Origin of the sequence: Pedobacter hartonius (genome assembly GCF_900107535.1) — a bacterium.
GTDB lineage: Bacteria > Bacteroidota > Bacteroidia > Sphingobacteriales > Sphingobacteriaceae > Pedobacter > Pedobacter hartonius.
In genome coordinates this window covers 1-12,992 of the sequence record NZ_FNRA01000001.1, presented here as the reverse complement: position 1 = coordinate 12,992, position 12,992 = coordinate 1, and the positions used below count along the sequence as shown (strand labels likewise).

13 protein-coding genes and 1 pseudogene are annotated in these 12,992 nt (G+C 38.2%); 8 read left to right on the top strand and 6 right to left on the bottom strand.

The features are described 5' to 3' along the window. Positions 1 to 330 precede the first annotated feature (330 nt). From BLW16_RS00065 to BLW16_RS23100, 5 genes are all read left to right on the top strand, one after another. Positions 331 to 855 carry an AAA family ATPase gene (locus BLW16_RS00065; protein ID WP_090554048.1) on the top strand — a complete coding sequence of 175 codons (525 nt, stop codon included), beginning with the start codon at positions 331 to 333 and terminating at the stop codon, positions 853 to 855. 371 nt (positions 856 to 1,226) lie between these two features. After that, positions 1,227 to 1,391 carry a hypothetical protein gene (locus BLW16_RS23105; protein ID WP_175470437.1) on the top strand — a complete coding sequence of 55 codons (165 nt, stop codon included), beginning with the start codon at positions 1,227 to 1,229 and terminating at the stop codon, positions 1,389 to 1,391. A 12-nt stretch (positions 1,392 to 1,403) separates the two neighbouring features. After that, the gene (locus BLW16_RS00060; protein WP_090554046.1) at positions 1,404 to 1,901 is read left to right on the top strand and encodes a cupin domain-containing protein; all 498 of its coding nucleotides are present in this window, start codon (positions 1,404 to 1,406) and stop codon (positions 1,899 to 1,901) included. Between the two features lie 31 nt (positions 1,902 to 1,932). Beyond that, positions 1,933 to 2,754: an SDR family oxidoreductase gene (locus BLW16_RS00055; protein WP_090554045.1), complete on the top strand. Its 822-nt coding sequence runs from the start codon at positions 1,933 to 1,935 to the stop codon at positions 2,752 to 2,754. A gap of 81 nt (positions 2,755 to 2,835) precedes the next feature. Then, the gene (locus BLW16_RS23100; protein ID WP_175470436.1) at positions 2,836 to 2,988 is read left to right on the top strand and encodes a hypothetical protein; all 153 of its coding nucleotides are present in this window, start codon (positions 2,836 to 2,838) and stop codon (positions 2,986 to 2,988) included. Between the two features lie 260 nt (positions 2,989 to 3,248). Here the strand turns inward: BLW16_RS23100 and BLW16_RS00050 are convergent, their stop codons facing one another. The 3 genes from BLW16_RS00050 to BLW16_RS00040 form a co-directional block, all read right to left on the bottom strand. Further along, entirely contained in the window at positions 3,249 to 3,680 is a 432-nt protein-coding gene (locus BLW16_RS00050; RefSeq protein WP_090554043.1) for a hypothetical protein, read from the bottom strand. Positions 3,681 to 3,923: 243 nt separating this feature from the next. After that, positions 3,924 to 4,247, bottom strand: coding sequence for a nuclear transport factor 2 family protein (locus BLW16_RS00045; protein ID WP_090554042.1), 324 nt, complete (start codon positions 4,245 to 4,247; stop codon positions 3,924 to 3,926). 50 nt (positions 4,248 to 4,297) lie between these two features. Continuing rightward, positions 4,298 to 5,062 (bottom strand): SDR family oxidoreductase, encoded by a 765-nt coding sequence (locus BLW16_RS00040; protein WP_317039917.1) that lies wholly within the window; start codon positions 5,060 to 5,062, stop codon positions 4,298 to 4,300. A 191-nt stretch (positions 5,063 to 5,253) separates the two neighbouring features. Here BLW16_RS00040 and BLW16_RS00035 point away from each other — a divergent pair, with 191 nt between their 5' ends. Further along, positions 5,254 to 5,610, top strand: coding sequence for a winged helix-turn-helix transcriptional regulator (locus BLW16_RS00035; RefSeq protein WP_090554040.1), 357 nt, complete (start codon positions 5,254 to 5,256; stop codon positions 5,608 to 5,610). A 383-nt stretch (positions 5,611 to 5,993) separates the two neighbouring features. Here the strand turns inward: BLW16_RS00035 and BLW16_RS00025 are convergent, their stop codons facing one another. After that, positions 5,994 to 6,923 carry a helix-turn-helix domain-containing protein gene (locus tag BLW16_RS00025; RefSeq protein WP_090554037.1) on the bottom strand — a complete coding sequence of 310 codons (930 nt, stop codon included), beginning with the start codon at positions 6,921 to 6,923 and terminating at the stop codon, positions 5,994 to 5,996. A gap of 832 nt (positions 6,924 to 7,755) precedes the next feature. Here BLW16_RS00025 and BLW16_RS00020 point away from each other — a divergent pair. Further along, positions 7,756 to 8,682, top strand: coding sequence for a hypothetical protein (locus BLW16_RS00020; RefSeq protein WP_090554035.1), 927 nt, complete (start codon positions 7,756 to 7,758; stop codon positions 8,680 to 8,682). A 156-nt stretch (positions 8,683 to 8,838) separates the two neighbouring features. On the opposite strand, the pseudogene BLW16_RS00015 reads toward BLW16_RS00020, so the two are convergent. Both BLW16_RS00015 and BLW16_RS00010 read right to left on the bottom strand, forming a co-directional pair. Then, positions 8,839 to 10,085, bottom strand: a pseudogene (locus tag BLW16_RS00015) (IS256 family transposase). A gap of 139 nt (positions 10,086 to 10,224) precedes the next feature. Continuing rightward, the gene (locus BLW16_RS00010) at positions 10,225 to 11,583 is read right to left on the bottom strand and encodes an amidohydrolase family protein (RefSeq protein ID WP_090554034.1); all 1,359 of its coding nucleotides are present in this window, start codon (positions 11,581 to 11,583) and stop codon (positions 10,225 to 10,227) included. Positions 11,584 to 11,716: 133 nt separating this feature from the next. Between BLW16_RS00010 and BLW16_RS00005 the strand changes: the two genes are divergently transcribed. Then, positions 11,717 to 12,913, top strand: coding sequence for a serine hydrolase domain-containing protein (locus tag BLW16_RS00005; protein ID WP_090554032.1), 1,197 nt, complete (start codon positions 11,717 to 11,719; stop codon positions 12,911 to 12,913). Positions 12,914 to 12,992: the final 79 nt, after the last annotated feature.

Genomic DNA, 12,992 nt, shown 5'->3' with positions numbered 1-12,992 from the left:
GGGCTTTTTTTAACCCTTTTTACTAAGCTTATAGGTGCCTCTGCAAATTCAACCATTTGCTCGTCGGTTAATCCTTGCTTTTTTATCAATCTTGTAATCTCGTCTTCTTTTGCCTCCTTTCAAGGCAAGTCTTTTGCCAAGCCTTCTGGTCTTTAATCGTCCTTGCGTATCATTATTTCTGTATTGTTGTTGTCTGTTAATAAATTAGTTCTTTTGCTCAAAAAATAATATCAGTTTCGTGAAATTAAAAATTTATATAGCAAAAAAGAAATTTCATGATGATCTGTTCTTTCTCAGTCGAAAGTTGCCTTTCGAGTATTATTTCAGTGAGTGGTAATTTCCATAGCGGGACTTAATCTTAAACTCAATACCGGACTGAATATTTTGATCGGCAAGAACGGATCTGGAAAATCAAATTTACTGGAATCGCTCAATGATGCACTGTCAATTTTTGGTTTCAGAAGAGCTGGTTTTAAGTCGGCAGTCCTGCAATTTATGGCGGACAATGGGGAAAAGATTACAATGGAGTTGGATAAGCTTTCCAAGATGCCGGATCCAGATTTTCTGGACGATAATGATGTTATTGAAGATTTTGACAGTAGGATCAAAACCGCAATAAGGATCTATCGTGATGGGGAAAAAATATATGATAACATTAGCAATATCTTGCCTAGCGCATTGGTAAGAAGAGTATCCCCGGGTTCTCTTTCCATGATATTAAGAAGACTTGATTACAATCACCTTGTGCCCAAATATTTGACGTTTCAGATTCCCCAGACGTTGGACTGCATTGATATAGCTGGTCATGTGACTGTAGTTTTGAATCTGATGGAGATGTGTCGTGGTCTGAGTTGAATACCCTTCAGCTTGTTGAAGACGCTTTTCTTACGCTTGAGGCGGAGACCGGCTATGATCAGGAAAACGTCAAAGAAGTGAACAGGTAGAGAACCCACTCTCCAATTGCACTGAACCATCTTGAAGCAGATGAGCCGGACAGGATCCTCATTGCTAAATCTGACCTGAAAAAGGGCTCCCAGATCCGGCATCCAGGCTTATTACAGAAGAAGAAAGGCAGGATTAATATGGACCGGAGCGGACAGTTAAGTGATTTTTTTGGATGCTGTCAGATTTAGAATAATGATCAAAATTGGCGTTGTGGGAGAAGGTCAAAGGAATTTCATTTCAAAAAGTGCCAACTTGCAATCATAACTCGCAATCTTGACGGTTTGAGGACTCAGAATAAAAAGATCATGGAGCTGAACAACTGGTTTGCAAAAGTAAATAGCCGCATCAGTAACAAAGTTGTTTTTTTGCTCAATATTTTTGAACTTGAAGCCCTGATCATGGCAGTCATCGATACATTGGATCTAATTCAAAAATATTGTAACTAAAAACAAAATTATATGGAAACCTCAAAACCATCCCCGATTACAGTAGACCCTGAAGGTGGTGAAATTTTATCAGTAGTAGGCGGTAACTACCGGATACTTATTTCGGGCAGACAAACCAACGGGGCATTTGCGACTATTGAAATGCTGGTACCTCCTCAAAACGGCCCAGGGCCGCATTCCCACGCCAACTTTTATGAGTCCTTTTACATCGTCGATGGCGAAGTGGAAGTTCATTCCGAAGCCGGGGTCTATATTGCAAAAAAGGGCTCTTTTGTAGTAGTGCCTGAAGGAGGTATAGTACATTATTTTAAAAATGTAAGCGATAAAATGGCTCAATTGCTTTGTTTAGTTGTCCCTGCCGGGCTGGAAGAGTTTTTTGAAGAAATTGGCGATCCCGTTGCTGCCGGAGAATTTCTCCCACCACCAATGGATCCTGAATCTATTAAAAACTTATATGCCATTGCGCAGAAGCATGGACAGGTATTGTACCCGCAAAACTTCCTCGATTAGAAATTTTCAAAATAACTTAAAATTACATGGTATGTCAGATAAAAAAGTAATACTGATCACCGGTGCTTCATCCGGAATTGGAATGGCAAGTGCTGTATTCTTTGCCAAACAAGGGTGGAATGTTGCCGCCACAATGAGAAATCCAAAATCTTTGAAGGAGTTTGAAGACTATACTAATATCAAATTATTTGGACTTGATGTTACAAGTGTTGACAGCATAAAGAATGCGGTGGAAGACGTTCTTAAAACATATTTGAGAATAGACGTGCTTTTTAATAATGCCGGCTATGCGCTCGCAGGGCCTTTTGAAGCGATATCTGATGAGGAGGTAAGAAAACAATTTGAAACGAACCTATTCGGCGTGATGAATGTCACCCGGGCTGTTTTACCGCATTTCAGAGCGCAGAAGTCAGGCATAATTTTGAATACCACTTCATCAGGCGGAAATTTGACATTTCCACTTTACAGCATATATATCAGTACTAAATGGGCATTAGAGGGTTTTATGGAAGCATTGCAATATGAGCTAAGGCCTTTCAATATAGTGGTTAAGAATCTTGCACCTGGTTCTGTTAAAAGTGAGTTTACAAATAGCACCTCTTTTGTTTCCAATTCAGTCTATGATAAATATGCAAACAAAGTTCAGGGCAACATTATAGCTAGTTACCAAATGGCACCTGATGCTGATACAGTAGCAAAAGTAGCATTTAAAGCCGCTACTGATAATAAAATTAAGTTAAGATATCCGGCGACTATGCAAGCAAGAATGGGTTTCTTCTTACGATGGTTACTTCCGCTGCAAATATTTAATAAGATGGTTGCAGCCCCGTTTGAAAAGGATACTGATAAATAAAATTCGTTAATAAGTCAGGTGTTTTGCAATTAACCACCTGGCGCTCAATTACTGGCATACTCCTGTGTTCTACCTGGGTCAGTGTTCCGAATGCAGGAAATGGATATGGGGCTTGCGCTAATGAACCAGTATGCCGAAACCTTTGACGTTTCAAGATATGAAGACACCTATCATAAAAAGCTGTTGAAGCTGATTGAGTGCATCATGCTGCCTGCTTTTACCAGGTTCTTTTGAAGCACAGCGGACTGAAAGCTTTTCAACGCATAGCGAAATGCGGCCTCATCGCGGTTAGTCTGAACAAATGCTTGATGGTTAAAGCAAAGTACTATAAACAGCAAGATGCCCTTCAGCAGTAGGGTTACGGAGGGTATATCATAGCGGTGAACCATGATATAAGCTTTAGTAGGTAACGGACAAACTTCGGGAAAGTTTTTACCTGGAAATGAAGAAGACAACATAGAGTATTAGGCCGGCGTAAAGGATGAATGCGCAAATTATTTAGGGGCCTTCTTCTTTTTCCTTGAATTCTTGATCCGGTATTCCAACAGGTAGAGCCTGGTTTGCCATTGCTCCAGTATCTTATCATATTTTTTTGGAAGTCCGCTCGGCTCAAGCATCCCAAGTAGGCTGGCGAGTTCCCGTGTACTGTCTGCTTTTTGCCTGTTTTCTTTCAGCCATTCCTCTTGCCTGGATTGTGCCGCGCTTTGGTATTCCCCGATAGCGGTTTTAATCAATTTTACCTCTTCTTCCTTTGATCTGATTTTCCGGAAGAGTATCATTTGCCTGTTCCATGCATGGGAGTTGGATGGGTCGGTTGTTACAGATTTTCCATAGAGCTTCAGTGCCCCCTGTATATCTCCGGACTTTTCAAGGGCAAGTGCAGAATCGAACTGCTGTTTGGACTTTATGCTTTGCTTTACTGGCATCTAATGAGTTTGAACAAATGGCCAGCGCTATTGTTTTGTTACAATCAACGGTCGCCTATAAATATGACATCCTGGTCCACTGTTGTTCAGTGTAATGTAAATTGAGTTCAGTTGCTATTCCTTTCTGCAAATTCTGCGATAAAAAAATGCCGGTTTCTTTCATGATAACGGCTTTTTTGTATAGCTATGTCAGGACGATACGAAGGAGAGTTAAAAAAGGAATGGCTGTATTAGCCATCCTGCTTAGCCAGTTACTCTTACCGAATGTATTAAACCATCAAAAATTTCTAAATGATAGTCCAATACAATGGGGCTTCCTTCAAAGTTACCCTCAACCTCCACTTTAAGTATGCTTTGCGAGCCATTTTCCTGAAAGTCAAGCGGCTCCATCGTAGCGCCGTATCTTTCGTTAGCATCTGCAATCCATTCTTCTATTTCTTTCTTTCCGTTATGTGTTTTGCCATCATCATAGACAACTGCAGTTTCGGAAAAACAATTTGCGTAAGCAACACTGTCGAAATTGTTTTGTGTCCTTACTAATTCTGATATGATTTTTGGTAAGTTCATCTTTTTATGTTTTTAAGGTTATGAAATAGTGGGTACAGTTCCACCGTCGATTATATAATTTGTTCCTGTAAGATAGCTTGCTCTTGGTGAAACCAAAAGCCAACTAATTCCGCAACTTCTGATGGCTCTGCGGGTCTTCCATACGGAATTCCTCCCAAGGCATCCATTACGCCATGTTGCGCCTCTTCAACAGAAATTTTTGAGTTTCTGGCAATTTTACCCAGCCAAGCTACAGATGCTGTGGTATTTATCCATCCCGGTGAAACGGCTAGCACGCGTACGCCCTTTGGTGTAACTTCATTTGACAAGCTTTTGCTGTAGTTAAGCAATGCTGCTTTTGAAGATGCGTATGGCAAAGTAGAATCGTACAGTGGTAATTTGCCCTGAATTGAGGCGATGTGAATGATAACACCATCTTTACGATCGATCATCTGTGGTAAAAATCCCCTGTCCAAACGAACCGGAGTAAGTAAGTTTGCCTGTAGTGTTGATTCCCAATCTCTATCACTTAGTGCATTAAATCCACCAGCAGGGGTTGTCGATGAACCAAGGTTGTTAACCAAAATATCCAGCCTTCCATAAGTCGAAAGCACCTCGCTTACCACTTTGTTTGACCCTTCCGCCGTACTTAAATCGGCAGCAATGAAATGTAGTCTGCTGTTTTCAGTTTCCGCTGCATTTCTTGCGGAAATAATTACCGTTGCGCCAGCCTGTAAAAGTCTTTCTGCTATAGCCTTTCCCGCGCCTTTTGTACCTCCTGTTACCAAGGCAATCTTGCCCGATAACTCATTGTCGAAATTAAAAGTTTGTTCCATTTGAACCTCCTGTTTTCAAGGCATTCTTGCCTGTTAAATAATTGCTAAAGTTGAATATTTCCTTCATTGTCTTTCATTGTGGTACAAATTTAGAAAGTATATAACCTTTTGACAATGAGGGAAAATCGAATTGCATAGGGATAATTTTCTCCCCTATTGTACAATTTGGAACATTGAATTAACTTTGCTAAATGGGCGAGAGAAAAATACCTTTGAATCTGAATTGCGGACTTGACCTTATTGGCGAAGTTCTCTATGGGAAATGGAAAGTTCGTTTGTTATGGTTTATAAATGAGGGGTATAAACGTCCCAGCGAATTGCAACGTAAAATTTCGGATGCGTCAAGAAGAGTTTTGAATATGCAATTAAAGGAATTGGAACAGCACGAATTGATTACAAAAGTTATCTATGCAGTCGTTCCTCCAAAAGTCGAATATAGTCTTACCGATTTCGGAAAAACTCTAATTCCCATAATTGCTGCACTGGGTCAGTGGGGCGATGATAATGAAACAAGATTACGATCTCTTATATTAAAAGAAAATGCGTAAGCCATCCAATACAAACTGGCCGGCAGAGTCAATTTGATGCAGAAATGGATAATTCTAAAATTCCAGGCCTTGTTGTTCCGGCAAAGGTATGGTTTATAGGTAAGAATGAAGTTCAAGTTACTGAAGAAGTCAAGGATTTTAACGGTCAGAGATCTCATGAGCTAGAAGAAAACCTCCTCATTATGAGAACAGTAAATACTACCAAACCTAATAATGGTATCTTACAGTATTGCAGATTATGCTGTTGAAGCCGAGCCGATTGTCTATGCCCTTATAAATTTCGGACTTAAACATAGAATGAAGATTAAGAAAAAGTAATGGAACCGTCCGGTGAGGCCATCAATAAATACACGGGAATGGTTTGTGGATTTATATTTAAGATATTAAAGGCTGTAACTTTTTCTAAACTCAGAGGGGGTAATACCGATATTTTTTTTGAAGAAACTACTAAAATTGGGTTGCTCTGCAAAGCCGATGGCGTAGCCGATATTTTGGAGGGTCCAATCAGTCTGCAGTAATAAGATTTTACTCTCTTCCAGTAAGCGGTGTTTTATATGTGTGCTTACGTTCTGACCGGTCTGTTTCTTTAGAAGGGCATTGAGGTGATTCGGATGTATATTCAACTGATCGGCAAACTCTGCCGCCGTTTTTATTTTTATTGACTTTTCAAAATTCAGATCTGAAGTTTCCTTCTCCAGTAACTCGAAGAAGTCATATACTTTATGATATTCTGAGGTAACAGCGGTGGTAACTGGGTGCTTAGCTATTTTACTAGCTTCTATCATTAAGAGTTGCACGTAGGCCTGCAAAGCATCTTCAGTAAAGGTGCCGGTGTTTTTCTCTTCGTTGTCCATGATCGAAAAAATGCCATTGATGGTATTACTCCCGTCTTTCGTTAAACTGATTACACTTTTAATATTGTCTTTAAAAAAACCATACTTGTCGATCAAGGCTTTTAATGTAGAGTTTTTCTCAATAAAAGATCTTTTGAAAATACAGAAATAACCCTTCGATACCATACTTAAGGTCAGATTTTTCCACGAGATAATACTATTTGGATGAACGAATAAGAGGGTAGGCTCCTCAATACTGTAGGTATTCATGCCGATCGTAAATAAGCCCCTGCCGGCGTTTAAGAAAATGATTTTATAATACTCTCGCCTGTTAGGGGAAAGGTAACTTTTACAAACCGTGTCTTCCCTATTAAAAACCTTGATATTCCAATTTTCAAAATAATCCCTTCGAACGGGTAATATATCCGGGATGTCCTTGAGTAGTTCTATAGTTTTAAAATCTGTATGGATAGCCGACATGTTATATAATATTGATATTTTAGCAAATTAGCTTCATAGGGAAATGTCTGGGCCCGGGGGGAGATCAACAAATTAGATAATATCCCGTCTGATCCGAATAGCCATTTCTTAGGTTATTGCATTTTAATAATGCCCCCGCTAAAAATTTCTTAATGGCTGCTGGGTCAAAGGTACCTGAATAAGTGCGTAAAGCAAAATGATTTTCTGCCTATAGCGGTCATAACTTAGTGGCGTACTTAATTCAAATATGATGTTGCCATTACTACAGTTGATCACTGAGATTCCACGCGTTATAGAAACCGGGGGGTAGCAGCCTGTGGTGGTACCTGGCAGTGACGTTGAAGATTACGTTTGTAAATATGATTACAAGATTAAGTTAATACAGGAGTCTATAGCTCATCAATGGTTTCAAAGCCGGGATTTACCGTCTCTTCCAGTTTGATATCTTGAGTTGAATAAAATGATTGAACTAGCTTGGTTGAATTATATTTAGATCCAAGATAAGCTGGAGAATTCAGGGAACAAGCAGATAGACATAAAACAATCACTAAATTAAGAGGTAAAGTCATTAATTTCATAATATCTAATTATGTGAATGGCGAGATAAGAACAAAGCCCATACAAACAAAACATAAGTATAATGAGTAAGCTCCTACCTTGTCAAGAAAGGGTCCTTCTATGGGATAGCATACCAAGAAAAACTTATTACAAATTCGAATTTTGTTGTAATTAGTGAGAATTAACCGAACCAATTATTTACTAAAAAAATTGTTCGGTTATAAAATGAGTAAAGAAGCAATTATTTCTTAAACTTGGCATTAAGTAATCCAGTATGAAGACCTTCATTTTGTCCATCCTATTTATCTTCCCGTTTGCAGCTATAGCGCAACGAACATTTAAGTTCTCTTTAATTAACGCCGAAACTGGTAAACCAATGGCTAAAAAATGGGTAACTATTCTAAAAGATAAAGATCGATGGATAAATTTTGTCCATTCAGATTCTCTGGGTATCGTTACCTTCTCAACTAGCAACTACGATTCTACGGCTACTTATCAGGCAGAAATTGTAAACCGCTGGGAAAATTCAGTGCAAGCTGGTATGTTTGATATTACCGGAATAAAAAATTCCCAACCCGTTATTAAACTTACACCGGCGGCTTATTCAATGCCGTATGCTTGTGGTACAAGAATGTATTCCGGCTACCAACCTAAAGAGCCATATTCGATAAACGAATTACCTCATCATATACAAGTCAAAGTTAAATCATACTTATCATCACGAGTGGGAAAAGATTTTTGTAAAAAACTTCTACTTAATGGGGGTCAGATAGTTGATATCGAAAGGCTATATGCTGTTAATCCAAGTGCCAGATCCTGGGAATCAGTTCCTCCAATCTACTCTTTATGCTTTATGGTATGGGACCGCCTAAAACGTTCCAGCTCCTATAATTTTATCCTGAACCTTAATCAAAAAGGCACGCTATTGGGAATAGTTGAGTTACCAGATATCAAACACAATTCTACTAAAGGTAAAATAATGACAATGGATGATGCAAAGAAAATTGCACTAGCAAATAGCTTTTATGATAAGTATACAAAAGTAAATTCATGCTATTACAAGAAAATTGATTCTATTGTTTGGGTATTTGAACAACAAGAACCTGGAGAAGGCACTAGAAATTTAACCAAACTGTTGATTAATGCTCACACAGGTGCTATTGTAGATAGGGTTACTTCTAAAGTTGAAGTGATGTATTGATGAACTTATCTAAACTAATGGAATTATAACATAAAATGAGTATACTGTGAAAAACTACTCTTTAAATTACTGATTATCAAAAAACGGTCTATTTCAAGACATCAAGGGAGTGTAAAGTGAACTGTGTCAACACCACTTTTTCCTAGGTGGAGGCGATCAGCCTCCACCTAGGAAAAAGTCGCCGAAGGCTTTAAGCCGTTCCCCAAATTTAATGTGCAACTGCGACATTGTCAAGCCCCAGTTCCACATCGGCATCGTCCACTTTTTAGAAAAGTCCCTGTAGGCCAGATACACGAGTTTTAACAGTGATTGATCTGAAGTGAAAGCGCCCTTTGTTTTCGTGATTTACGAATCTGTCTGTGCATTCCTTCGATTGCATTAGTGGTGTAAATCACCTTTCTGATTTCTGCCGAATATTCGAAATATGTAGAGAGGTTCGTCCAATTATCCAACCAACTCTTGACTGATAACGGATACTTCTTACCCCATTTATCTTCGAATTCTAGGAGCTTCTCATATCCTTGTTCTTGGTTAACGGCTTTATAAACAGGCTTAAGGTCAGCAACAACGGCTTTTTTATCTTTCTCAGGCACGTAACGTAGACTGGTGCGGATCTGGTGAACAATGCATAACTGAACCTGCGTTTTTGGAAATACAGATGCGATAGCTTCAGGAAAACCTTTCAATCCGTCGATGCAGGCGACCAAGATGTCATCAACACCCCGCTGTTTCAAGTCAGTGAGCACTGATAGCCAGAATTTAGCACCTTCATTTTCTGATAAGTATACACCTATTAAGTCCTTTCTTCCGTCTCGATTTACGCCCAGAATATTATAAACCGCACGAGATTCAACGCCGCCACTTTCGCGCACTTTATAATGCATGCAATCCAGAAATACAAAAGGATAGACCGCTTCCAATGGTCGGTTCCGCCATTCATTCATTGCCGGAATAATTCTATCTGTGATGTTGGATATCTCTGTCGCAGAAATATCCATAGCATACATTTCCTTTACATAATCAGAAATGTTGCGAGTACTCATTCCACGTGCGTACATCGCTATTACGTTGTCTTCCAGTTCCTCTGTGATGATTAACTGGCGCTTAGCGACAATTTTCGGTTCAAAAGTACCATTGCGATCCCGCGTGCTTTCCAGTTCAAATTCTCCGGACTGCAAACTGCGCACATTTTTCTTAGTCCTTCCATTACGTCGGTTGGGATCATCAGTAGCCTTGCTCTCCTGGAGATGGTTATCCAGCTCTCCCTCGAGCATGGATTCCAATAAATGCTTTAACATTGGGGCGAAAACACCATCGGTGCCACCCATCTTCTTGCCTTGATAAAGGCCTTCCATTGCTTCATTTTTGAAGCGCTCAAAATCGAATGGTTCTTTATTTTTCATCGTGTCCTAAGTATCACTAATTTACTTATTTTAACTCTAAATTTTTAGAGTTGACACAGTTCACTTTACAGTCTCGACATCAACAGATAACTCTGAAATATTAAAAACCTTATCGTAGTAAAATACAGTCCTTAGCTTTCTAATCGATTGTTCGTTGATATACAATCCCATCTTTAATGATTATTCTGTCAGAAAGAAGATTGTTGGCACTATTAAAGGGGCTTCTATGCCAAATGAGCAAATCAGCTTGCCTGCCTTTTTTAATTATCCCAACTTTTGAATCGATGCCTAAAGCTTGCGCTCCGTTGATTGTACAGATTTGCAGTATAGAAGATATAGAGAATCCACTTTTGAATAACAGTAATTGTTCCCCTTGAAGTGACTTTCCACCATTTGCCATGTCTGTTCCAATCCTAAGTTTTATTCCTTTCTCTTGCATCTGTTTAACGTACTTCATAAAAGTTTCAAAGTTTTGCTTAGTCCTGGCTTGTTGTCTTACTAAAGACACCGCATCTCCGGGAGAACCGGACTGGAATAATTCAGCTAAAATATTTATGCTAGTTGAAAATGTAGCATTTTGGCTTGCAAGCTTATCTATCAAAATATTAGTTTCAGTCTTTTTATGTTCGTCGATATATCTGAACATTTCCAGGAACATTTTAAGTATATCGGACTGTGTTTTCACTTCTCTATAATGCTCAGTAAATTCTGTATTAAAAGCATCCCAGTCTTTTTTCTCTTTGATCACACTATAAGCGATGGTGACCAGATGTTCATAATTTTTTAACCCGATATCTAAAGTTTGATCCATAGTCATGACGTTCTGGTCAATATGACCATAGACCCTCATTCCTAAACTATCTGCAGTTTTAAAGGCAATTTTAAACTCGGGATCTCTTAACCTCCAATAGAGTTTAATATGTCTGATGCCAAGTTGGTAATACGCTTCAATTTTCTTCTTTGCAGCTAACGGACTATCAACCACCACGTGACCTATATATGTAGGCCTGTCTTCTTTCGAAATAATGGCTGCTCCAGCTGTGTAAATATTTATATGATTTGGGAGCGGGTTGATTGACCATTGCAGGAGAGGCGTTTGCCACTTTTCAGGTTGTCCCATGATCATAACGGTAGTAATCCCATATGGAAGATATGCATCAGTTAGGCGCTGTCTGTATATATGCAGCGAATCTTTCACTAGGTATTCAGGTGCTTTATCATAATCCCCAAAAACATCAGTGGGATGGATGTGTGCATCAATAAAGCTTGGGGTTACTAGTTTTCCTTGCGCATCAATCGTTTTTAATGCGGCGAAACTGTTGGTATTTTTAATAATGTCGGCAATGATGCCGTTTTTAACGAGGATGACCTGAGCTGGGCCTACTATTCCTGTTTTAACGTTAAAAATTTTTGCGTTTTTTATGGCTAGATCATATTTTTTGACTTGACTGAAAGAACTGAAGCCGAAGAATAAGCAGAATATTGTTAAATATTTCATGTAGTTATAAAAAGATTAAATGCAGATGTACCTTTCTTTATTATGGAAATATGACACTTGTGCATCATATATAATATGACCATTGAAATCTCAGTGCCTAACAAGAGCTATTTATCTTAAAAAATTAATAACAATGATGAAAATGATCTGGATTACATTATTTTTTGGAATAACATCTCTAAACTCTTATTCACAAAAACTAAATGTAATTAAACTTGACAGTTTATTGCAAGCTCTGAGCGAAAAACAATTATTTATGGGAAGTATTTCCATTTCAAAAGATGGAAACTTAATCTATTCCAAGTCAATTGGTAGAGCCGATATCGCAGGTAATGAAAATTCGTCCTATAAAACGAAGTATCGGATTGGGTCTACTACAAAGGTTTTTACTGCTGCATTGGTATTCAAATCGATTGAAAATAACAAACTAGCTCTGGATCAATCCATTGACAAATTTTTTCCGACTATTGAAAATTCCGAAAAGATAACAATAGAGATGTTATTGAAGCACCGAAGTGGAATTACTGAATTCTTAAAATCAGAAGAGTTTGCCAATGGCTATACTGAAGCTAAATCTGAAAAGGAAATGATTGCTATTATAAGTAGGCTTAAAAGTGACTTTAATCCAAATAGTAAAGCAGATTACAGCAATTCGAATTATTATTTATTAACCATAATTCTTGAAAAAATATATAAAAAGTCATACCCGGAACTCTTAGACGAACAGATCATAAAACCATTGCAGCTAAAAAACACGTATTTCGGAGGTAAAATAAATTTGCGAAATAATGAATGTTACTCTTATTATTTTACAGATAAATGGGAAAAGGACACGGAGGGAGATACATCTGTTCCACTAGGCGCAGGAGGAATTGTATCAAATCCAAATGATTTGATTGTAATTATTGAAAAACTATTCAATGGAGAAATAATTAATCTTAAAAGTTTAAAAATAATAACGCAAATTCAAGATAAATATGGAATGGGTATTTTTGAACTCCCTTTTTATGATAAAAAAGGATTTGTGCATAGAGGTTCTATTGATAGTTTTGGTTCTATTATTTCTTATTTTCCTGATGAAAAACTTGCTATTGCCATAACATCAAACGGTGCGATTTACGATAAAAAAAAGGTATTGATTGCTGCTTTAAGTAACTACTTTAATAAACCGTATAAAATCATATTTCAGCCTTTTAGACCAAGTTCAGAAGACCTAGAAAAATATTTAGGAGCTTACACGAGTTTATCTTATCCGAGAACAATAGCCATAACAAGGAACAACACCAACATTCTTGCTAATTTTAGTGATGAATCTGGGAGTGTAAAGTGAACTGTGTCAACATCACTTCTTCCTAGGTGGAGGCTTCTTCAGCCTCCACCTAGGAAGAAGTCGCCGAAGGCTTTCAATC